Source organism: Rothia santali (genome assembly GCF_024199905.1).
GTDB classification, from domain to species: domain Bacteria; phylum Actinomycetota; class Actinomycetes; order Actinomycetales; family Micrococcaceae; genus Rothia; species Rothia santali.
Genome location: NZ_JANAFB010000027.1, coordinates 16080 through 38058 on the forward strand (window position 1 = coordinate 16080; position 21979 = coordinate 38058).

A 21979-nucleotide genomic window follows, 5' to 3' on the forward strand; every position below is an offset into this window, starting at 1 on the left:
GCGGGCTCAGTTCCCCGGGACCTCGAGCCCGAGCAGCGCGTTCTCCACGACCTCGGCCAGCGCGGGATGGATCCAGTACTGGCCCCGCGCCATCCGGTGCGCGGGCAGGCCGAAGCTCATGGCCTGGATCAGCGGCTGGATGAGGTTGGAGGCCTCCGTGCCGATGATGTGCGCGCCCAGCAGCTCGCCGGTGTCCCGGCGCGCGATGAGCTTGACCAGGCCCTGCTTGTCCTCCATCGCCCAGCCGTAGGCGACGTCGCCGTAGTCCTGGACCTTGACCGCGACCTCGTACCCCTCGCGGGCGGCAGCCTCCTCGGCCTGCTCCTGCGTCTGGCCCACGGCCGCGATCTGCGGGGTGGTGAACACGGCGTGCGGGACGTAGCGCTCGTCCGTGGCGGCGAGCTCGTCCGGGTGCAGCAGGTTGTGGGAGACCGTGCGGGCCTGCGCGTTGGCGAGGTGCTTGAGCTGCGTCGTCGAGCTGACGTCGCCCAGGCCCCAGAGGCCCGGCACCGGCTCGCCGCCGGAGAGCACGCGCTGGTGCTCGTCCACCGCGAGGACGCCGTCGACGACGTCGAGCCCCGCCTCCTCCGCGCCCAGCAGGTCCACGTTGGAGCGGCGGCCCGTGGCGACCAGGACGACGTCGGCCCCCACGGTCTCCTCGCCGTCCTCGCCGCTCAGGGTCACGGCCAGCCGCTCCCCGTCCCGCTCGATCCGGGCGATCTCCGTGTTCAGCCGCAGGTCCCACTGGCGGCCGGCCTCGCGGACGTAGCGCTCCGCGATCTCCGCGTCGTGCTCGCGCAGGACCCGCTCGGAGCGGTTGGCCTGGATGACGCGGGAGCCCAGCCCGGTGAAGATGCCGGCGAACTCCGCGGCGATGAACCCTCCGCCCAGGATCACGACGTCGCGCGGGAGCTCCTCGAGCCGCATGACCGTGTCCGAGGTGTGGACCCCCGGCAGGTCGGCGCCGGGGATCTCGGGGACGACGCTGCGGGAGCCGGAGGCGAACACGATCTGCTCGCCGCGCAGCCGCGCGCCGGAGGCGGTCTCCAGGACGTGCGGCTCCACGAGCCGGGCGTACTCGGTGTAGACGTCGACGTTCTCGAGGCCCTCGCGGTACTCCAGGCCGCCCTGGGAGATCGCGTCGATCCGGCCGAAGACGCGGTCGCGGATCGCGGGCCAGCTGACGCCGGTGCGCTCCATCCCGACGCCGAGGCGGTCCAGCTCCAACCCGTGCAGCGCGGTCGCCGAGGGGTAGACGTACATCTTGGTGGGGATGCACCCGACGTTCAGGCAGGTGCCGCCGAAGACGCCGCCGTCGACGATGGCAACCCTCCGCTCGTCCCACGCGTCGGTGATCAGGCTGTTGCCCGACCCCGACCCGACGATGATCAGGTCGTAGTCCTCGGTCTCCCGCTGGGTCTGCTGGGTCATTGCTCTCCTTCGCGTGGTGGCTCTGGGCGGTCCCCACGCGAGGACCGCCCAGTCAGGCCAACCTCCCGGCGGGGCGGTTCATTCCCGGCGGGCGCCCGGGCCCCTAGGCGGGATCCAGCTCCACCACGAGGTCCCCACCGGCGACCTGCTGCACCCCGCCCAGCACCACGCGCTTGACGGTGCCCCCGGCCGGGGCCGTGATGGAGGCCTCCATCTTCATCGCCTCGATCGTGGCGACCTGCCCGCCGGGCTCCACGGTCTCGCCCTCCTCGACGGTGACCGTGACGGCCCCGGCGAAGGGCGCCGCGACGTGCCCGGCCCGGTTCGGATCGGCCTTCTCGGCCGCGGCGACCGAGCTCTCCACCGACTCGTCGCGCACGTCGATCGAGCGCTGCTGGCCGTTGAGCGTGCACAGCACCGTCCGGTAGCCCTTCTCATTCGGCTCCGAGATCGCCTGCAGCGTGGCCAGCAGGCGCACGCCCTTGCCCAGCGAGATCACGTGCTCGCGCTTCTCGACCAGCCCGTAGAGGTAATCGCGGGTGTGCAGCATCGACACGTCGCCGAACTCCGAGCGGATCCGCTCGAACTCCGCGGTCGGGGCCGGGAAGAGCAGGCGGTTGAGCACCGACCGGCGGGTCTGCGAGTCGGCGGTCAGGGCCCGCCGGTCCTCCTCGCTGATCTCGGTCACCCGCGGCGTGGACTTGCGCCCGGCCAGCGCCTTGGACCTGAACGGCTCCGGCCAGCCGGCCGGCGGGGTGCCCAGCTCGCCGTTGAGGAACCCGATCACCGAGTCCGGGATGTCGAAGCTGCCCGGGTCCGCCTCGAACTCCGAGGGGTCGACCTTCATGCCCACCAGCTGCAGCGCCAGGTCGCCCACGACCTTCGAGGACGGGGTGACCTTGACGATGTCGCCCAGCATCCGGTTCGCGGCGGTGTACATGTCCTCGATGGCCTCGAAGTGCTCGGCCAGGCCCAGGGCCGTGGCCTGCGCGCGCAGGTTCGACAGCTGCCCGCCCGGGATCTCGTGGGTGTAGACCCGCCCGGTCGGCGAGGACAGTCCCATCTCGAAGGGCTTGTAGATCGAGCGCACCGACTCCCAGTAGGGCTCCAGGGCGCACACCGCCTCCAGGGACAGCTCGGTCTCCCGACCGGTGTCGTCGGTGGCCGCGACCAGCGCCGAGGCCGCGACCTGGCTGGTCGTGCCGGCCAGCGAGGCGCTGGCGGTGTCCACGGCGTCGACCCCGGCCTCCGAGGCGGCCAGCAGCGTCGCCAGCTGCCCGCCCGCGGTGTCGTGGGTGTGCAGGTGCACCGGCAGGTCGAAGCGCTCGCGCAGGGCGGTGACCAGGCGGCGGGCCGCCTCCGGGCGCAGCAGCCCGGCCATGTCCTTGATCGCCAGGATGTGCGCGCCGGCGTCGACGATCCGCTGGGCCAGCTCCAGGTAGTACTCGAGGGTGTAGATCTTCTCCTCGGGGTCCAGCAGGTTGCCGGTGTAGCACATCGCGACCTCGGCGACCGCGGTGCCGGTGTCCCGGACCGCGGCGATGGCCGGGGCCATCTGCGAGACGTCGTTCAGGGCGTCGAAGATCCGGAAGATGTCCACCCCGGCCTCGGCGGCCTCGGCGACGAACGCGTCGGTGACCTCGGTGGGGTACGGGGTGTAGCCGACCGTGTTCCGGCCGCGCAGCAGCATCTGGATCGGGACGTTGGGCAGCGCCGCGCGCAGCAGCTCCAGGCGGCGCCAGGGGTCCTCGCCGAGGAAGCGCAGCGCGACGTCGTAGGTCGCACCGCCCCAGGCCTCGACCGAGAACAGCTGCGGCAGGGTGTGCGCCACCGCCGGGGCCGCGGCGAGCAGGTCGCGGGTGCGGATGCGGGTGGCCAGCAGCGACTGGTGGGCATCGCGGAAGGTGGTGTCGGTGACCGCCAGCGGGCCGTGCTCGCGCAGGGCCTGCGCGAAGCCCTCGGGGCCCCGCTCGAGCAGGGTCTGACGCCAGCCGGCCGGCGGCTGGTGCTCGGTGGGCCCGTCGAAGGGGCTGCGGAAGGGCTCGGCGACCTTGTCCCCGGGGAAGCGGGGCAGCTTCTCGCGAGGGTCGATGCCGTCGATGCGCGGGCCGTTGGGCCGGTTGACCGTGACCCCGGCCAGGTAGGTCAGGGCCTTGGTGGCCCGGTCCGAGGAGTGCTTCTTGGTCAGCAGCTCCGGGTGCTCGTCGATGAACGGCGTCGAGACGTCACCGGCGCGGAAGGTCGGGTCCTCCAGGACCGCCTGGATGAACGGGATGTTGGTGGCCACGCCGCGGATGCGGAACTCGGCCAGCGCGCGCTGGGCCCGCTGGACGGCGGTGGTGAAGTCCTTGCCGCGGCAGGTGACCTTGCACAGCATCGAGTCGAAGTGCGGGGAGATCTCCGCGCCGGCGTAGACGGTGCCCCCGTCCAGGCGGACCCCGGCGCCGCCGGCCGAGCGGTAGGCGCTGATCTTGCCGACGTCGGGCCGGAAGCCGTTGGTCGGGTCCTCCGTGGTGATGCGGCACTGCAGAGCCGCGCCGCGCACGCGCAGGCCCTCCTGGCGGATGCCGAGGTCCGCGAGGGTCTCGCCGGCCGCGATGCGCATCTGGGACTGGACGAGGTCGACGTCGGTGATCTCCTCGGTGACCGTGTGCTCGACCTGGATGCGCGGGTTCATCTCGATGAACACGTGCTGACCGGCCCGCTCCCCGGCGGTGTCGACCAGGAACTCCACGGTGCCGGCGTTGACGTAGCCGAGCTCGCGGGCGAACTTCACGGCGTCGCGGTGCAGGGCCTGGCGGATCTCCTCGTCCAGGTGCGGGGCCGGGGCGATCTCCACGACCTTCTGGTGCCGGCGCTGCAGCGAGCAGTCGCGCTCGAACAGGTGCACGGTCTCGCCCGTGGAGTCCGCGAGGATCTGGACCTCGATGTGGCGCGGGCGCAGCACGGCCTGCTCGAGGAACACGGTGGGGTCGCCGAAGGCGGTCTCTGCCTCGCGCATGGCCGCGGCCAGCGCGTCGGGCAGCTCGGCGGCGGTGTTGACCCGGCGCATGCCGCGCCCGCCGCCGCCGGCGACGGCCTTGACGAAGATCGGGAACCCGACCTCCTCGGCCTGCTCGATCAGCGTCTGCGGGTCGGCCGAGGGCTCGGTGGAGTCCAGCACCGGGATCCCGGCCTTGCGCGCGGCCTTCAGCGCGGCGACCTTGTTACCGGCCAGGTCCAGGACCTCCGGGGGCGGGCCGATGAAGGTGATGCCGTTCTGGGCGGCGGCCACCGCCAGGCGGGGGTTCTCCGAGAGGAAGCCGTAGCCGGGGTAGATGGCGTCCGCCCCCGACTCCTTCGCGACCCGGATGATCTCGTCCACGTCCAGGTAGGCCCGGACCGGGTGACCCTCCTCCCCGATCGGGTAGGCCTCGTCGGCCTGCTGGCGGTGGATGGAGTTCCTATCCTCGTAGGGGAAGACGCCGACGGTCTTCGCGCCGAGCTCGTAGGCGGCGCGGTAGGCGCGGATCGCGATCTCGCCTCGATTGGCGACCAGGATCTTGGAGAACATGCACAGTCCATTTCCTGCCCCGGCGCCCCGTCAGGGGGCGCGGGAGGGCACGTCGAATCACAATGACATGGGAGTGTCCTGACCCATAGTAGGGGCGATCACACCCGCTCGTCGCGATTGACCATGCCGCACGTCACAGAACGAGACGCGGACCGGGGCGCGGGCCGGGCGCGGGCCGGGCGCGGGCGGCGCCTCCGCCGCCGGTCCCCGAGGTGAACGGCGCGCGCCGGGCGGATAGGATGGGTGACCGTCCCCCGTCGAATCGTCATCGTGAGGTATACGTGACCCAGGTCGTCAGCATGAGCTCCCTCAAGGGCGGGGTCGGCAAGACCTCCGTGACCCTGGGCCTGGCCTCGGCGGCGCTGCGGCGCGGCGTCGACACCCTCGTGGTGGACCTGGACCCGCACGGCGACGCCAGCACCGGCTTGGGGCTCTCCGCCGCCGCGACGAAGGAGGCCGACGCCGCCGCCGTCCTGGCCGCCCCGAAGAAGGTCTCCTTCGACCGCAACGCGGTTCCCTCCGGCTGGGCGCGCGTGCCCGGCCTCGGGGACCGGGCCAGGCTCGACGTCGTCGCCGGCTCCGCCCGCGCGCTCCCCTACGACCGCCTGCCCGGAACGGCGAAGAACCTCGGCCTGCTCCGGCGGGCGCTGGCGCGCACCGACCGCTACGACCTGGTGCTCATCGACTGCCCGCCCACCGTGAACTCGCTGACCCGCATCGGCTGGGCGGCCTCGGACAAGGTGCTCTCCGTCGCGGAGCCCAGCCTCTTCTCGGTGGCCGGCACCGAGCGGACCATGCGCGCGATCGCCCGCTTCGAGACCGAGAGCGAGTTCAAGGTGCGCGCCGCGAGCGTGGTGCTGAACAAGGTGCAGCGGCACTCGGAGGAGCACCGGTACCGCACCGAGGAGCTGCGCGGCATGTTCGGGCGGCTGGTGGTCTCGCCCAGCATCGCCGAGTCGGGCGTGTGGCAGCAGGTGCAGGGCGCCGCCTACCCCGTGCACGGGTGGCCGGGCGCCGAGGCCGCGGAGGCGGCCCGTGGGTTCGACGCGATCCTGGAGGGGCTGCTGGGCTAGCCGGCGTCGCGCTTGGACTGGCGGCGGGCCGAGAGCTCGTCCGCGGGGAAGGCAGCGCCCTCCGCCTCCTCGGCCGCGCGCAGGTCCTCGCCGGGCATGCTGGCCAGGTTGTTCTCGAGCTCCCGCCAGACGCGCCCGACGGCGATGCCGAAGACGCCCTGGCCGGCCTGCACCAGGTCGATGACCTCGTCCGGCGAGGTGCACTCGTACACGCTCGCCCCGTCCGACATCAGCGTGATCTGGGCGAGGTCCTCGACCCCGCGGGTGCGCAGGTGCTCCACCGAGGAGCGGATCTGCTGGAGGGAGACGCCCGTGTCGAGCAGGCGCTTGACGATCTTCAGGACCAGGACGTCGCGGAACGAGTAGAGCCGCTGCGTGCCGGAACCGCGGGCCCCGCGCACGGTCGGCTCGACGAGCTTGGTGCGGGCCCAGTAGTCCAGCTGGCGGTAGGTGATGCCGGCGGCCTTGCAGGCCACCGGACCCCGGTAGCCGATGTTCTCGTCCAGGGCGACCAGGTCCTCGTCGAAGAGCATTCCCTGGCGGCCGGTGGGCGGCGCCGGCTGACCCTCGGCTTCCAGGCCGGGCAGCTGCTGCTCGTCGAAGGCCGGGGCGGGGGTGACGCGGAGGTCGGCTCGGGAGCGACCGGCCCGGGGGTCGTCGTGTGATCCTTCGTGGCCCACCCGGGTCCTCCTCGGCTGATCAGTCATGGTCTCGCGGGAAACATCGTGCTGTCGTACGTACTGACGTTAGAGCCATGACCCGTGCTGGTCAAAGACATCCGCCCGTGTCCCCCGGCGGCGGGGCGGGGCAGCGCCCGTCACCAGCTCTTGGCGACCTGCTCGCGCACCAGCGCGGTGTGGAGGTCGGTGCACAGGCCCGAGATCTCGCGCGCCGCGGCCGCGGCGCGCTCCCGGGAGGGCTCGTCCCGCCGGCTCGCCCACGGCGCCACCGCCTGCTGGACCAGGCCCACCTCGCGGTCGGCGGCGGCCCGGAAGAACCGCAGGTGCCGCGGCTCGAAGCCGTGGGAGGTCAGCCGGGCGCACAGCGAGGCCACGCGGGCCGCGTGCTCGTCGAACTGCCCCTGCTCCCCCTCGGCGATCAGGCCGTAGTCGATGAGCTCCCGCACCGTCGGAAGCGGGACCCCGGTGTGGTTCGCCAGGTCGCGCATCGAGTAGGTCCGCCCCGTCCCGCTGCGCTCGAAGCCGGGCGGGACCTCCTCCGGGTCCGACGCCGCCGCGGGCCCGGCCGAGGAGCCGGCGCCCTCCAGCTCGTCCACCTTCTGCTTGATCACGCGCAGCGGCAGGTAGTGGTCCCGCTGCAGCGTCAGGATGTAGCGCAGCCGCTCGACGTCGGCGCTCGAGTACTTGCGGTACCCGGTGCTGGTCCGCTGCGGGTACACCAGGCCCCGGTCCTCCAGGAACCTGATCTTCGAGGCGCTGAGACCCGGGAAGTCGCCGTCCAGGTGGCTCAGCACCTGCCCGATCGTCTTGTCCTTGCGGTCCCGGCCCTCCGCGTCCGCCGCGGCGGGGACGACGTCGGGCCCGGCCGGGCTCGGAGCGCTGCGATCGGGCGTGGTCATGGATCCTGGGGTCCCTTCCTGCGGCCCTGCGGCGCGCTGACCCTCCGGGCGGTGCCGCCCGGAGCGGCTAGTGGGCGGTGCTGGCGTAGTAGACGAAGACGAACTTGCCGATGCGGACCTCGTCGCCGTTGGTGAGGGTCACGTGGTCCACGCGGTCGCCGTTGACGTAGGTGCCGTTGAGCGAGCCGATGTCCGTGAGGTCGAAGGTGCCGGCGTTGAACTGGAACAGGGCGTGCTTGCGGGAGACGGTGACGTCGTCGAGGAAGATGTCCGCCTCGGGGTGACGCCCGGCGACGATGCCCTCCTCCGTGCGGGAGGACTGGGACAGGTCCGCGTCCAGCAGGAACCGGGCGCTGTTGTTGGGACCGCCCTGGGCGATCAGCAGCGCGGACTCGGCGGGCAGCGCGTTGATCGCGGCGACCTCCTCCTCGGCCAGCTGGCGCTTGCCCCCGACGGAGGCCGCGGAGTGCGTGACCCCGATGGCGGTGGTCTCCGGACCCGTTTCGTGCTTGTCAGACATGTGTTCCCCTCGTTCAGGCCCTCACGCCCGGTGGCGCTCGGGTGGATGCCGCACTCGGACGGAGTCGGTTCACCCCGCCCGGTGGCCGCCGGTGCCGCCCCGAGGCGCCGACCGCCGCCCCATCGTGATGACTCGCGGGCTTGGTAGCCAATTCTAGCCGGAGACCGGCGCCGTGACGGCTAGCCCACAGTGAAATTCGCGGGCGCGCCCTAGGCGATCTCCGCCGCGTAGCCCTCCGCGTCGAGCAGGTGGTTCAGGGCGTCCGCGCTCGCCGGGCGGATCTTCACCAGCCAACCGGCTCCGTACGGGTCCTCGTTGAGGCTGCCCGGCTCGTCGGCCACGGCGTCGTTGGTCTCCACGATCTCGCCCTCGACCGGCATGTACAGGTCCGAGACCGACTTGGTCGACTCGACCTCGCCGAAGGTCTCCCCCGCCGCGACGCTCGTGCCGGCGTCGGGCAGGTCCACGTAGACCACGTCCCCCAGCTCCTGCTGGGCGTGGTCGGTGATGCCCACGGTCACCACGCCCTGGTCGTCGGGCGCGGAGACCCACTCGTGCTCGGCGGTGTAGGACAACTCTGGGGGGATGCTGCTCATCATGGCCTCTCAAGCGGTCGACGGCGACGAAGGTGACCGGCGCCCGCCCGCGCGGGGCGACGCCGGTCACCAGTATTTCACACCGGGTCGCGAGTGGGCGTCAGCTCACACCCCGACCCGCTCCCGCGGCCCGCGGACGCCCCTCAGATGACCCCTTCCGAGAACCGGTCCGGGTTGCCGTACCGGTGCGCCGTGATGGAGACCGCCTGCTCCTTCAGGAACGGCAGCATCTCCACGCGCCCGGCCTCGGTCACCTCGCCGTCGTAGACCCCGACGTCGGGGCGCCCGCCGAGCGCCTCGTAGACCGAGGAGGCGTCCCCGCCCACGTAGCGGATCCGCGCGCCCTCGAAGCGACTGCCGGCGAGGTCCGCCAGCGGGGTCCGCGCGATCGCCCGGAGCTCCGTCCGCCACGCGGCGTCGTCCTCCTCCCGGACCTCGACGCCGGCCTCGGCCAGCGCCCCGCCGATCGCGACCGGCAGCGGCCGCGCCGTCGACAGGCTCACGGGGGCCCCGGCGGTCAGCCCGGCCGCGACGACCCGCAGCGCCTCCGCGAGCGACCCGTCCGCGTCGAGGCGCACCTGCGCCTGGTGCGGCACGTAGCGCAGGATGTTGCGCTCGACGCCCAGCCGCGAGGGATCGTGGCGCACGCCGAACTCCGCGGCCCAGGCGGCCGCGTCCGAGGAGGCGGAGCGGGTCACGAACTCGATGTCGTCCCGCCCGAGGGCGTGCGGCTCGCGGATGCGCTTGAGCAGGTTCCGCACGTGCTCGCCGGACGGGGAGGCGATCGAGCGGGAGGGGCGGCGCGTCCAGTTCCCCAGCGCGACGAGGTAGTTGGGCCCGCCGGCCTTGGTCCCGGTGCCGACCGCCGACTTCTTCCAGCCGCCGAAGGACTGCCGCCGCACGATCGCCCCGGTGATGCCGCGGTTGACGTAGACGTTGCCCGCCTCGACCCGGTCGATCCACCGGGCGAGCTCGTCGGAGCTCAGCGAGTGCAGCCCCGCGGTCAGGCCGTACTCGGGCGCGTTCTGGAGCTCGATGGCCTCCTCCAGGGTCTCGGCGGTCATGACGCCGAGGATGGGCCCGAAGTACTCCGTCAGGTGGTACTCGCTGCCCGGCCGCACCCCGGCCCGGACGCCCGGGGACCACAGGCGCCCGGTCTCGTCGAGCTGGCGGGGCTCCAGGATCCAGCGCTCTCCCTCGCCCAGCGTCGTCAGGCCGCGGGCGAGCTTGCCCTCGGGCGGGGCGATGACCGGCCCCATCTCCGCGCGGACGTCCGTGGGGTGCGCGACGTGCAGGCTGCGCACCCCGTCGACGATCTGGCGGTGGAAGCGCTTCGAGGTGGCCACCGAGCCGACCAGGATCACGGTCGAGGCGGCCGAGCACTTCTGGCCCGCGTGGCCGAAGGCCGAGTTCACGACGTCGCGCGCGGCCAGGTCCAGGTCCGCGTTGGGCGTGACGATGATCGAGTTCTTGCCCGAGGTCTCCCCCAGCAGCGGCAGGTCCTGCCGGAAGGAGCGGAACAGCTCCGCCGTCTCGTAGCCGCCGGTGAGGATGACCCGCTCGACGTCGGGGTGGGAGATCAGCCGCCGGCCGTGCTCCTTCTCCCCGACCTGGATCAGCTGCAGCACGTCCTCCGGGACGCCTGCCTCCCACAGCGCCTCGGCGATCACGGCGCCGCACCGGCGGGACTCCCCCGCCGGCTTGAACAGCACCGCGGAGCCGGCCGCGAGCGCGGCGAGCGTGGACCCGGTGGGGATCGCGACCGGGAAGTTCCACGGCGGCGTCACCACCGTGACGGCCACCGGGTGGTACTCGGCGCCGTCGACGTCCTCCAGGCCCTCGGCCAGCTCGGCGTAGTAGTTCGCGAAGTCGATGGCCTCGGAGACCTCCGGGTCGCCCTGGTCCAGCACCTTGCCGGCCTCGGAGGCCATGACCTCCAGCAGCTCGGCGCGGCGCAGGCCCAGCCGGCCACCGGCCCGGCGCAGGATCTCGGCGCGCTCGGAGGCCGGGCGGGCGCCCCAGCGGCGGCCGGCCTCGCGGGCCCGCTCGACCGCGGCGTCGACCTCCTCCTCCGTCTCCAGGCGGGAGGCCTCGATGCGCTCCTCGCCCAGGTGGGAGTCCCGGGCCCGCTCGAGGATCTCCCGGCCCCACGCGCGGTTGTGGGCCAGCGTGGTGTCGGTGTCCGGGGCGTTGTCGAAGCCGTGCTCGGGGCGGAACACGGTCTCCTCGGTCTCCTCCGCCCGGTTCTGGGTCCGGTTGGGGCCGGGGACCTCGTCGGTGACGTCCTCGAGGGAGCGGCGGAAGCGCTCGCGCTCGCGGTCGAAGAGGAAGCGGCTGTCCGCGATGTCGAAGACCGCGGACATGAAGTTCTCGCTCGAGGCGTTCTCCTCGAGCCGGCGGACCAGGTAGGAGATCGCGACGTCGAACTCCTGCGGGCGCACCGCGGGGGTGTAGAGCAGCAGCTGCCCGACGTCGCGCCGGACCACCTCGGCCTGCTGGGCGGCCATGCCGATCAGCATCTCGAAGTCGATCCGGTCCTCGACGCCGCGCTCCCGCGCCAGCAGCAGGGCGAAGGCGATGTCGAAGAGGTTGTGGCCCGCGACGCCGATCTTGACGAACTCGGCGCTCTCCGGCCGCAGCGCGTCGTCGAGGATGCGCTTGTAGTTGGCGTCCGTGGCCTCCTTGGAGGGGCAGGTGGTCAGGGGCCAGCGGTGCACCGCGGCCTCCACGAGCTCCATCGAGAGGTTGGCGCCCTTGACCAGGCGCACCTTGATGGGCGCCCCGCCATCCTCGACCCGCCGCTTCGCCCACTCGCGCAGCTCCCGCAGGACGCCGAGCGTGTCCGGCAGGTAGGCCTGCAGCACGATCCCGGCCTCCAGGCCCTTGAGCTGCGGCTGCTCGAGGATGCGGCGGAAGACCGCGGTGGTGAGGTCGAGGTCCTTGTACTCCTCCATGTCCAGGTTGATGAACTTGGGCGTCTCGGAGCGGGCCGCGTACTCGTAGAGGGGCGTGAGGCGCTCGACGGCGTGCTCGACCACCTCGTCGAAGGCCCACGGCGAGTGGGGGCCGGTCACGGAGGAGACCTTGATCGAGACGTAGTCGACGTCGTCCCGGCGCAGCAGGCGCTCCGTCTCGGCCAGGCGGCGCTCGGCCTCGTCGTCGCCGAGGACGGCCTCGCCGAGCAGGTTGATGTTCAGGCGGTTGCCGCCCGCGGTCAGGTGCTCGATCACCGCGCCGAGCTTGTCCTCCCGCGCGTCGACGATCAGGTGACCGACCATCCGGCGCATCGCGGTCCGGGCGATCGGGATGATGGGCCACGGGAGCCGAGGGGCGACCAGGCCGCCGCCGCGCACGGCACCCAGCAGGTGGGCGGGGAGGAACTTCGGCACGATCGGGGCGAGCTCGCCGAGGTTGCGGCCCGCCGCGGCGTCGTCCTCGGGGCGGATGACGCCGTCCACGAAGCCCACCGTGAACTCCAGGCCGTGCGGGTCCTTCAGGACTCCCGCGAGGTGGGCCGCGGCCGGGTCCTCGGGGACGGCCCGGGACTCCTCGACCCAGCGGCGGACCAGCTCCACGGCCTCCTCGGCCATCGCGCGGTGTCGCTCGTCGGTGAACTGGTGGGTGGTCATGCGGCCTCCTCGGGCGTCCGTTCAGCTGCGGTTCGGCGCCTGCCCGGCGAGGTCCATCGGATGTGATGCGGATCGCCGCGGCACTCTCCTCCCAGTATGGGAGCTCGCGCCGAGCGGCGGTAATCGCTCCCCGCGGGCCCGCGGCGTGTTCGCCGAGGGCACAGGGGCCGCGATGCGGGCTCAGAGCCCCTCGGCCCGGTCCAGCAGGAGCTTGGCGGTGAGCTCGTCGACCACCAGGTCCGTCACGGCGCGGGCCCGCAGCGCGCCGAGCAGGGCGGGGGTCCGGTGCGCGCCGGCCACCACGCACAGGCGGTGCTCGATCCGGGACAGCTCGTGCGGCGTCGGGCCCGTGGCGCGGCTGTTCATCTCGACGTCGGCCCACGTGCCGTCCTCGCGCAGCAGGACCGTGCAGACGTCGCCCACCACGTTGTCCCGGGCGAGGCGGGCGTAGTCCTCCTCGTCGAAGTAGCCCGAGCTGTAGACGTGGGAGGGCACGGTGCCGTAGAGGGCCCCGACGCCGAAGACCGCGACCGTCGCCTGGGCCTGCAGCGCGAGCACGCCGCGGATGCTGCGCTCGCGCCACATGGCCCGCTTGGTCTCCGCGTAGTCGAAGAACGCCGGGACCGGGAAGTGCACCACCTGCGAGCCGAAGGCCTCCGCGGCCGAGTTGAGGATCGCCCCGGTGTACGGGATCCCGGAGCGGCGCGCGCTGCCCGCGCCGTTGAGCTGGACGACCACCGACTCGGGGACCCGCCGGGGGGTGAGGTGACGCGCGAGCTCGGTCATCGTGGACCCCCACGCGAAGCCCAGGATGGTGCCGGGCTCCAGGAGGGTGTCCAGCACGGAGGCGGCCACCTTGGAGACCTGCTCGAGCCGCGCCGCCTCCGAGGCCGCCCCGCGCACCTGCACGACGTGGGCCGTGATGCCGAAGGTCCGCTCCAGCTGCCGGCCGAGCACGTCGGTTCCCCGCGAGACCTCTGCGACCGTGATCCGCACGAGGCCGGAGTCGCGGGCGTGCTTGAGCAGCCGGGAGACCGTGGCCCGGGAGACCCCGAACTCCTTGGCGATGGCGTCCATCGTCTGGTCCTGGACGTAGTACATGACGGCGGCGGAGTGAGCCAGGTCATCACGTTTGTGCAAGAGACGTCACACCTTTCTGCACGTTCGTGCAAGGGTCGTGCTCATTCTTTCACGATTCGGTAAGAATGGAACCAGTTCCGCACCCGGAAAAGATCACACGCCATGCGACGTACCGCCTAGCGGGCGCCGAGTATCAGGAGGAACCCATGAAGATCTCCGCGAGCCATCTCACGGCCGAGAACCGGTCCCGCGCCCTCGAGGCCATGTCCGACGACGAGGGGGTGGACATCCTCGTCATCGGCGGCGGCATCACCGGGGCGGGCATTGCGCTCGACGCCGCGACGCGCGGGCTGCGCACCGCCGTCGTCGAGGCCGGCGACTGGGCCTCCGGCACCTCGTCGTGGTCCTCCAAGCTCGTCCACGGCGGGCTGCGCTACCTCTACAACCTGGACTTCCACCTCGTCTCGGAGGCGCTGACCGAGCGCGGGCTGCTGCTGAGCCGGATCGCGCCGCACCTGGTCAAGGCGCAGCCCTTCCTGTGGCCGCTCAAGATGCCCGTGATCGAGCGGACCTACTCCGCGGTGGGCATCGGGATGTACGACGCGCTGGCCCGGATCGGCGCCCGTGGCCGGAAGATCCTGCCGAACCAGCGCCACTACACCAAGAAGGGCGCGCGGCAGCTGTTCCCGGACATCAAGTCCGACGCGCTGACCGGCGCCATCCGCTTCTTCGACGCCCGGGTCGACGACGCGCGCCTCGTCGTCGACGTCGTGCGCACCGCCGCCGGCTACGGCGCCCTGGCCGCCAACCGCACCCAGGTCACCGAGCTGCTGAAGTCCTCGACCGGCCGCGTCGTCGGCGCCCGGATCACCGACCTGGAGACCGGGACCGAGCGGACGGTCACGGCCCGCCACGTGGTCAATGCGACCGGCGTGTGGACCGAGCAGACCGAGCGGCTCGGCGGCACCGAGGCCGGGCTGAAGGTGCTGGCCTCGAAGGGCATCCACATCGTGGTGCCCCGCGACCGGATCAACGCCGAGACCGGGATCTTCCTGCGCACCGAGAAGTCGGTCCTGTTCATCATCCCGTGGCAGCGCTACTGGGTCATCGGCACCACCGACACCCCGTACGAGCAGAACTACTCCCGCCCCGTGGCGACCCGGGAGGACATCGACTACGTCCTGGAGCACGCCAACGCGATCCTCGACACCCCCCTGACCCGCGACGACATCCTCAGCACCTACGCCGGGCTGCGGCCGCTGCTGCAGCCGGTGGTCGAGAAGGAGGACGAGACCCAGTCCACCAAGGTCTCCCGCGAGCACACGGTCACCGAGGTCGCCCCGGGGCTCTCGGCGATCGCGGGCGGCAAGCTCACGACCTACCGCGTGATGGGCCGCGACGCCGTCGACTTCGCCCTCGGCGCCACCGCCAAGGCCCGCCCCTCGGTCACCCAGGACATCCCCCTGGTCGGCGCCGAGGGCTTCGAGGCCGCCCGCAACCGCGCCGACGCGATCGCCCGGGAGCGCGGCTGGACCGCGGCTCGGGTCGACAGCCTGCTGGAGCGCTACGGCTCCGAGATCGACGACGTCCTGGAGCTCATCGACGAGGACCCGACCTGGGGGCGCCCGCTCGAGCACGCGCCGGCCTTCCTGCGGGCCGAGGTCCTGCTGGCGGTCCGCTACGAGGGCGCCCTGCACCTCGAGGACATCCTGATCCGCCGCGTCCGCCTGGACATGGAGCAGCGGGACCGCGGGCTCGCCGCGGCCGAGGAGATCATCGAGATCGCCGCCGCCGAGCTGGGCTGGAGCCAGGAGACCCGCACCAAGGAGCTGGAGACCTACCGCCGCCGCGTCGAGAGCATGGCCGCGGCCGAGACCCACGACGACGACGCGAGCGCCGCCGCCGAGGTCACCGCCGACACCGAGATCGCACCCAAGATCGCGCTGCACTCCTGAGGCGGCCGGGGCTGCACCGCCCCCGCCCGCCGGGCCCACCGGCCCGAGGAGCCGCCCGGTCCCGCCGGACCCCGTCCGGCGGGGCTGGGCACCCGCCCAGACCACCCGTCCGAACGACCCATCAATCCTCCCGGGACCCGCGACCGCGGACGCCGGGGCACCTATGAAGAATGGCACGACGTCGTGTCAGGAAAGTGAGTGGCCATGTCGCTTCCGCTCCTCGCCTCAGACGCGGTGGGGATCCTCGGGATCTCCCCCGCCTTCGTCCAGGACGGCGTGCCGACGCCGCTGGGGATGTTCACCTCGGAGTTCCTCGGGACCGCGATCCTGATCCTCCTCGGCGCGGGCGTCGTCGCGGGGCAGCTGCTGCCCCGGACGAAGAACCACGCCGGCGGCTGGCTGATGATCGCGTTCGGCTGGGGCCTCGGCGTCTACGCCGGCGTGTACGCGGCCTACCTCACGGGCGGGCACCTCAACCCCGCGGTGACCCTGGGCCTCGCGGTCTCCGGCCAGGACCTCACGACCGGGGTCCCGGCCACCTTCGTCAACATCGTCATCTACATCGCCGGCCAGATGGTCGGGGCGTTCGTGGGCGCGGTCCTGTGCTGGCTCGCCTACAAGCAGCACTTCGACCAGGACGAGGAGCCCGCGCTGAAGCTCGGCGTGTTCTCGACCGGCCCGGAGATCCGCTCCTACGGGTGGAACCTGGTGACCGAGGTCCTGGCCACCTTCGTGCTCATCGCCTTCGTCCTCTACTCGGGCATGACGCCGGCCGAGCTGGGGCCGCTGCCGGTCGCGCTGGTCGTCGTCGCCATCGGCGTCTCGCTCGGCGGGCCCACGGGCTACGCCATCAACCCCGCCCGCGACCTCGGTCCCCGCATCGCCCACGCGGTGCTGCCGATCCGGGGCAAGGGCGGCTCCGACTGGTCCTACGCCTGGGTCCCCGTGCTGGGACCGATCCTGGGCGCCATGCTGGCGGCGCTGGTCGTGCCGCTCCTCGTCGCCCTCTGACCCGATCCGGCGACGACGCCGGTACACAGCCACGGCCTCCCCGCGAGGGAGGCACCACCGAAAGGAAGCCACCATGGCGCAACAGGAAGAAGCGGGCGGCCCCGCCCTGTACTCCGAGACCCTCGGCACCGACAAGAAGTACGTGCTCGCGATCGACCAGGGGACCACGAGCTCCCGCGCGATCCTTTTCAACAAGAAGGGCGAGATCGTCTCGGTCTCCCAGTACGAGCACGAGCAGATCTTCCCCAAGGCGGGGTGGGTCGAGCACGATCCGCAGGAGATCTGGCGCAACGTCCGCCGCGCGGTCGCGCAGTGCCTGACCGACGCCGACGTCAACCACCACAGCATCGCGTCGGTGGGCATCACCAACCAGCGCGAGACCGCCGTGGTGTGGGACAAGAACACCGGCGAGCCGGTCTACAACGCGATCGTGTGGCAGGACACCCGGACCCAGAAGATCTGCGACGAGCTGGCGGGCGACGAGGGGTACGACAAGTACCGCGACCGCGTCGGCCTCGCCCTGACCACCTACTTCGCGGGCCCGAAGGTCAAGTGGATCCTCGACAACGTCGACGGCGCCCGCGAGCGCGCCGAGAAGGGCGACCTGCTCTTCGGCACCACCGACTCGTGGGTCATGTGGCAGCTGACGGGCGGCACCGACAACGGCATCCACATCACCGACGTCACCAACGCCTCGCGGACCATGCTGATGAACATCCGCACCCTGGAGTGGGAGGAGGACATCGCGAAGGACTTCGGCATCCCGATGTCGATGCTCCCGGAGATCCGCTCCTCCTCCGAGGTCTACGCCAAGGGCCGGGTGGGCGGCATGCTGCGCGGGACGCCCATCGCGGGCATCCTGGGCGACCAGCAGGCGGCCACGTTCGGGCAGGCCTGCTTCGAGAAGGGCATGTCCAAGAACACCTACGGCACGGGCAACTTCATGCTCATGAACACCGGCGAGGAGCCGGTGATCTCGGAGAACGGGCTGCTCACGACCGTCGCGTACAAGCTGGGCGACCAGAAGCCGGTCTACGCGCTGGAGGGCTCGGTGGCCGTCTCGGGCTCGCTGATCCAGTGGCTGCGGGACAATCTGGGCCTGATCGCGAGCGCGGGCGAGACGGAGGCGCTGGCGACCTCAGTCGAGGACTCCGGCGGCTGCTACTTCGTGCCCGCCTTCTCCGGGCTCTTCGCGCCCTACTGGCGGCCTGACGCCCGTGGCGCCCTGGTGGGCCTGACCCGGTACTCCCGCAAGGAGCACATCGTCCGGGCGGCGCTGGAGGCCACGGCCTTCCAGTCCCGCGAGGTGCTGGACGCGATGAACGCCGACTCCGGGGTGAACCTGACCGAGCTGCGCGTGGACGGCGGCATGACCGCCAACGAGTTCCTCATGCAGTTCCAGGCCGACGTGCTGCGGGTGCCGGTCATCCGGCCCAAGGTCATCGAGACCACGGCGCTGGGCGCAGCGTACGCGGCCGGCATCGCGGTGGGCTTCTGGAGCGGGGAGTCCGACGTCACCGAGAACTGGCAGGAGGACAAGCGCTGGCAGCCCGAGGCCGACGAGGCCGACGTCGAGCGCCAGTACCGGCTGTGGAAGAAGGCCGTGCAGCGGACCTTCGACTGGGTCGACGACGACGTCCGCGAGGGCTGACGCCGACGACGCCGCCTCAGGGCCCGTCTCGCCGGTGCCGCCGCGCCGGAGAGACGGGCCCTCGGACGCGACCGCGCCGGGCCGCCGCCCCGCACCCCACGCAGGGGCCGCGGGGCGGCGGCCCGGCGTCGTCGTCTCCGGGGGCGACATTGAGTCGTCGCATCCGGGGGTGACGTGGAGTCGTCGTCCCCGGGGGCTACGATGGCGAGCATCCGGTGGCGCGCTCGTGCGCTCACCGCCTGGGGGGAGGAGGCCGCCGTGGAGGAGGCGCTGTTCGGGGACGGGGATCTCGAGCGCCGGCCGCGGGAGGTGCTGCCGGGGGTCGTGCACGTCCCGGCCTGGCTGAGCCTGCGGCAGCAGCGGTGGATCGTGGACCGGTTCGGCGAGTGGGGCAGGGGGCCGATCGCGCCGCACTCCCCGCTGGTCGGCGGGCACCCGATGTCGGTGCGGATGGTCTCGCTGGGGCTCGCGTGGGGCCCGGGCGGCTGGGGCGAGCGGTTCGGCGCGGAGGGCGTGGCGCCGCTCCCCCTGCCGGGGTGGCTCGTGCGGCTCTCGCGCGACGCCCTGCGCCGCGCGTTCGACCGCCGGATCGCGCCCACCTGGCCGGGGCTCGAGGCCGAGCGGCTGGAGGCCTGGGCCGGTGCGTACGCGCCCGACGTCGCCCTGGTGAACTACTACCCGCCCGGCGCGCGGATGGGGATGCACCAGGACCGTGACGAGTCCTCCTCGGACCCGGTCGTGAGCCTCAGCATTGGGGATACCGCCCTCTTCCGCGCCGGGAACACACAGACCCGCTCCCGGCCGTACACGGACCTGCGGCTGGCCTCCGGGGACCTGATAGTTTTCGGAGGACCGAGCCGCTACATGTTCCACGGGGTCCCCAAGATCCTGGCGGACAGCGCCCCGCCCGAGTGCGGGGTGCGCGGCGGTCGGGTCAACATCACGGTGAGGTGCACCGGACGGGCGACGGGAGGCGGGAATGGCTGAGGCACGGGACGACGTCGAGAGGTCGGCGTGGGCCGGGGGCAGCGCGATGATGCGCGAGTACTACGACCGGGAGTGGGGCCGGCCGGTGACCGGCGAGGCGGAGCTCTTCGAGCGGGTGAGCCTCGAGGGCTTCCAGGCCGGGCTCTCGTGGGCCACCATCCTGGCCCGGCGGGAGGGGTTCCGAGCCGCGTTCTCCGGCTTCGACCCCGAGGCCGTGGCGCGCTACGGCGAGGACGACGTCGAGCGGCTGGTGGGCGATGCCCGCATCATCCGCAACCGGCCCAAGATCGAGGCGACCGTCGGCAACGCGCGCGCGACCCTCGCCCTGCGGGAGGCCGCCGCCGGGGAGGAGTGCCTGGCCGGCTTCGGCCTCCCCCTGCGCGGCGGGGGCGAGCTGCGGATCCCCCCGGGGCTGCCCGCGCTGATCTGGCGGCACTGCCCCGCGCGGACCCCTGTGCCCGCGGCGGCCGAGGAGGTGCCCACGGTCTCGGCGGAGTCGCGGGCGCTGGCGGCGGAGCTCAAGCGCCGGGGCTTCCGCTTCGTGGGGCCCACCACCGTCTACGCGCTGATGGAGGCGTGCGGGCTGGTGGACACCCACTGGCTCCGCAGCCACCTGCGCGGCGCCTCGGGGGTGTTCCTCGAGGACGGGCGGCGGGCCGGTGCGCTGCCCGGGGAGGCCGCCGAGTCCCGCTGAGTCGAGGGGGGCGCGGCGTCGAGGGGGCGGCGCCGAGTTCAAGGGTGGGGGGATGGCCCCTCGGGCCGATGCGAAGAGCCGGGCGTCCGTCCGGTGAGGACGGGCGCCCGGCTCGGCGGGGCGGCGTCGGCCGCGGGGTCAGGTCCCCCGGGGCGGCGCCATGCGCGGGGTCAGGTCCCGCGGGGCGACGGCGGCGGGGAGGTTCCCGCGGGTGCCGCGCGGCGGGTCACTCGGACCCGACGGCGATGGCCTCCGCCTCGGCCTCCGCGGACTCGTGGGGGCGGGCCGGGCCGGAGAGGTGCCGGCCGCCGATCGCGAGCACGAGGACCGCGATCGCGATCGTCACCACCGCCAGCCAGTAGGGCACCTCGGCGCCCAGCGCCTCGGAGAGCGGGCCCGCGACGGCCGGGGCCACCGCGCCGCCGAGGAAGCGCACGCCGGAGTAGGTCGAGGAGGCGATGGAGCGGGGCAGCTCGGTGGCCTCCATGACGGTCTCCGTCAGGGCGGTGTTCATGACGCCCTGGAACAGCCCGGAGAGCACGATCATGACGATCAGGGTGGGCAGCGAGTCGATGGCGAGCGCGGCCACCGCCATGCACGCCGCCAGCAGGACCAGCATCGTGTACAGCACGGGGCGCAGGCCGAAACGGCGCGTCAGCATCGGCGCGAGGAACACGGAGGCGATGGCCAGGGCCAGGCCCCAGCCGAAGAACACCAGGCCGAGCTCGTGGGCGCCGAACTCGGCACCGTGGGCGGCGGCCGCGGACTCCAGCGGGTAGGGGCTGTAGGCCAGCAGGATGAAGAACGCGAAGTTGTAGAACAGGGCGGTGAGGGCGAGGACGCGCAGGGCCGGGTCCTTCAGGGCGCTGAAGCCCGCGGTCAGGGAGACCCTGCCACCGGTGGTCGGGGCGTTCTGCGGCCCGCGCAACAGGGCCATGACGGCGATGAAGCCGACGGCCATGAGCGCGGCGGTGCCGAAGAAGGGCCCGCGCCAGGACAGGGAGCCGAGCAGCCCGCCGAGCAGCGGGCCGACCGCCATGCCGACGCCGAGGGCGGCCTCGTAGAGCATGACCGCCTGGCTGCTGCCGCCGGCGGCCGCGCCGACGATGGCCGACAGCGCGGTCGAGATGAACAGCGCGTTGCCCAGGCCCCAGCCGGCGCGGAAGCCGATAATCTCGCCGACGCTGCCGGAGGCACCGGCGAGCGCCGCGAAGGCGACGATCAGCACGAGCCCGATCATCAGGGTCTTCTTGATCCCGATCCGGCTCGAGACCCAGCCGGTGAAGAACATCGCGATGCCGGTGATGAAGAGGTAGCTGGTGAACAGCAGCATCGTCTGGCCGGGCGTCGCGTCGAGCTCCTGGCTGATGGCCGGCAGGATCGGGTCGACCAGCCCGATGCCCATGAAGGACACCATGCAGGCGAAGGCGATGGCCCACACGGCGATCGGCTGCTTGAGGATCGAGGGCTTCCGGGGCGGCGCGGCGTCGGCCTGCTGCGCGGCCGTCCCCTGCTGCGGGGTGGACGAGGTGCTGAGTGACATCTGTCGAGCGTTCCTTCGAATCTGCGTTTTGGTTTGCAATGCTATATATCGGCCCGAAAAAGAGCCGCCGGCCGAGGGGGGTCGACCGGCGGCGGGCCGGGCGGCTACTCGCTGTCGAGCTCCGCGGTGACCTTGGTCAGGATGCGGGCGGCGCTCCACAGCACCGACCGCTCCTCCTCGCTCAGGTGGGTGAGGGCCGGCTCGACCCGCGCCGCGGCGCGGGAGCGGAACTCCTCGAGGACGCCGAGGCCGGCGGGGGTGATGGCCATGAGCCAGGCCCGGCCGTCGTCGGGGTCGCTCTCGCGGGCCACCAGGCCCTCGAGCTCCATGCGCTTGACGACGCCGGTCATGGTCGGCTGGGTGATGTGCTCGGCGACGGCGAGGTCGCCGATGCGCATCGGGCCGCTGGCCTTGAGGTTGGACAGCGTGCGCAGCACGATGGGCGAGCGGTCCATCCCGCGGTGGCGGGACGCGGCGCGGACGAACCGGCTGGCCGCCACGATCAGCTCGCTGGCGCGGCGCTCGGTCTCCTCGCTGGGCCGGGAGGTCTCCTGCTGTGTCTGCATGTCATCCATCCTAGCGCTTTTTACATAGCTTGGCTATCTTAATCCCGCATAACCCGAGCCACATCCCCCTGAATCGGGGGTCGCGTGACCCTCGCTCCCCCATTCTATCGC

At 72.5% G+C, this 21979-nt stretch carries 16 protein-coding genes; 6 read left to right on the plus strand and 10 right to left on the minus strand.

All coding sequences use genetic code 11. The features are described from left to right. Positions 1-6: 6 nt before the first annotated feature. On the minus strand, positions 7-1431 hold the full coding sequence (locus tag NBM05_RS10835; RefSeq protein WP_254167204.1) for a mycothione reductase: 1425 nt from the start codon (positions 1429-1431) through the stop codon (positions 7-9). A 103-nt stretch (positions 1432-1534) separates the two neighbouring features. Continuing rightward, the gene (locus tag NBM05_RS10840; RefSeq protein WP_254167206.1) at positions 1535-4984 is read right to left on the minus strand and encodes a pyruvate carboxylase; all 3450 of its coding nucleotides are present in this window, start codon (positions 4982-4984) and stop codon (positions 1535-1537) included. Between the two features lie 299 nt (positions 4985-5283). Between NBM05_RS10840 and NBM05_RS10845 the strand changes: the two genes are divergently transcribed. Further along, positions 5284-6057, plus strand: coding sequence for a ParA family protein (locus NBM05_RS10845; RefSeq protein ID WP_254167207.1), 774 nt, complete (start codon positions 5284-5286; stop codon positions 6055-6057). On the opposite strand, the gene NBM05_RS10850 is transcribed toward NBM05_RS10845, so the two are convergent. The 6 genes from NBM05_RS10850 to NBM05_RS10875 form a co-directional block, all read right to left on the minus strand. Continuing rightward, positions 6054-6590, minus strand: a complete 537-nt coding sequence (locus NBM05_RS10850; protein WP_254167251.1) for a MerR family transcriptional regulator — start codon at positions 6588-6590, stop codon at positions 6054-6056. The two genes, NBM05_RS10845 and NBM05_RS10850, sit on opposite strands and share 4 nt — an antisense overlap. Before the next feature lie 284 nt (positions 6591-6874). Continuing rightward, entirely contained in the window at positions 6875-7636 is a 762-nt protein-coding gene (gene ftsR, locus NBM05_RS10855) for a transcriptional regulator FtsR (RefSeq protein ID WP_302183901.1), read from the minus strand. Positions 7637-7703: 67 nt separating this feature from the next. After that, a complete protein-coding gene (locus NBM05_RS10860) occupies positions 7704-8156 on the minus strand; it encodes an FHA domain-containing protein (protein WP_254167209.1) in 453 nt (150 codons plus the stop codon). 209 nt (positions 8157-8365) lie between these two features. Then, positions 8366-8752, minus strand: coding sequence for a glycine cleavage system protein GcvH (gene gcvH, locus NBM05_RS10865; protein ID WP_254167253.1), 387 nt, complete (start codon positions 8750-8752; stop codon positions 8366-8368). A 143-nt stretch (positions 8753-8895) separates the two neighbouring features. Next, positions 8896-12381, minus strand: a complete 3486-nt coding sequence (locus NBM05_RS10870; protein ID WP_254167211.1) for a proline dehydrogenase family protein — start codon at positions 12379-12381, stop codon at positions 8896-8898. A gap of 180 nt (positions 12382-12561) precedes the next feature. Continuing rightward, positions 12562-13521, minus strand: coding sequence for a sugar-binding transcriptional regulator (locus NBM05_RS10875; RefSeq protein ID WP_254167213.1), 960 nt, complete (start codon positions 13519-13521; stop codon positions 12562-12564). A gap of 146 nt (positions 13522-13667) precedes the next feature. Here NBM05_RS10875 and NBM05_RS10880 point away from each other — a divergent pair, with 146 nt between their 5' ends. The 5 genes from NBM05_RS10880 to NBM05_RS10900 all read left to right on the plus strand — a co-directional run bounded on the left by NBM05_RS10880 (position 13668) and on the right by NBM05_RS10900 (position 19759). Beyond that, the gene (locus NBM05_RS10880; RefSeq protein ID WP_254167220.1) at positions 13668-15416 is read left to right on the plus strand and encodes a glycerol-3-phosphate dehydrogenase/oxidase; all 1749 of its coding nucleotides are present in this window, start codon (positions 13668-13670) and stop codon (positions 15414-15416) included. A 204-nt stretch (positions 15417-15620) separates the two neighbouring features. After that, positions 15621-16427 (plus strand): MIP/aquaporin family protein, encoded by an 807-nt coding sequence (locus NBM05_RS10885; protein ID WP_373689322.1) that lies wholly within the window; start codon positions 15621-15623, stop codon positions 16425-16427. Between the two features lie 73 nt (positions 16428-16500). Further along, the gene (glpK, locus tag NBM05_RS10890) at positions 16501-18078 is read left to right on the plus strand and encodes a glycerol kinase GlpK (RefSeq protein ID WP_254167228.1); all 1578 of its coding nucleotides are present in this window, start codon (positions 16501-16503) and stop codon (positions 18076-18078) included. A gap of 201 nt (positions 18079-18279) precedes the next feature. Beyond that, the gene (locus NBM05_RS10895) at positions 18280-19065 is read left to right on the plus strand and encodes an alpha-ketoglutarate-dependent dioxygenase AlkB (RefSeq protein ID WP_254167230.1); all 786 of its coding nucleotides are present in this window, start codon (positions 18280-18282) and stop codon (positions 19063-19065) included. Beyond that, positions 19058-19759: a DNA-3-methyladenine glycosylase I gene (locus tag NBM05_RS10900; RefSeq protein ID WP_254167232.1), complete on the plus strand. Its 702-nt coding sequence runs from the start codon at positions 19058-19060 to the stop codon at positions 19757-19759. The genes NBM05_RS10895 and NBM05_RS10900 overlap by 8 nt, the downstream gene beginning before the upstream one ends. Before the next feature lie 226 nt (positions 19760-19985). On the opposite strand, the gene NBM05_RS10905 is transcribed toward NBM05_RS10900, so the two are convergent. Together NBM05_RS10905 and NBM05_RS10910 are read right to left on the minus strand one after the other, a co-directional pair. Further along, positions 19986-21302: an MFS transporter gene (locus NBM05_RS10905; RefSeq protein ID WP_254167233.1), complete on the minus strand. Its 1317-nt coding sequence runs from the start codon at positions 21300-21302 to the stop codon at positions 19986-19988. A gap of 104 nt (positions 21303-21406) precedes the next feature. Further along, positions 21407-21868 carry a MarR family winged helix-turn-helix transcriptional regulator gene (locus tag NBM05_RS10910; RefSeq protein ID WP_254167235.1) on the minus strand — a complete coding sequence of 154 codons (462 nt, stop codon included), beginning with the start codon at positions 21866-21868 and terminating at the stop codon, positions 21407-21409. Positions 21869-21979 lie beyond the last annotated feature (111 nt).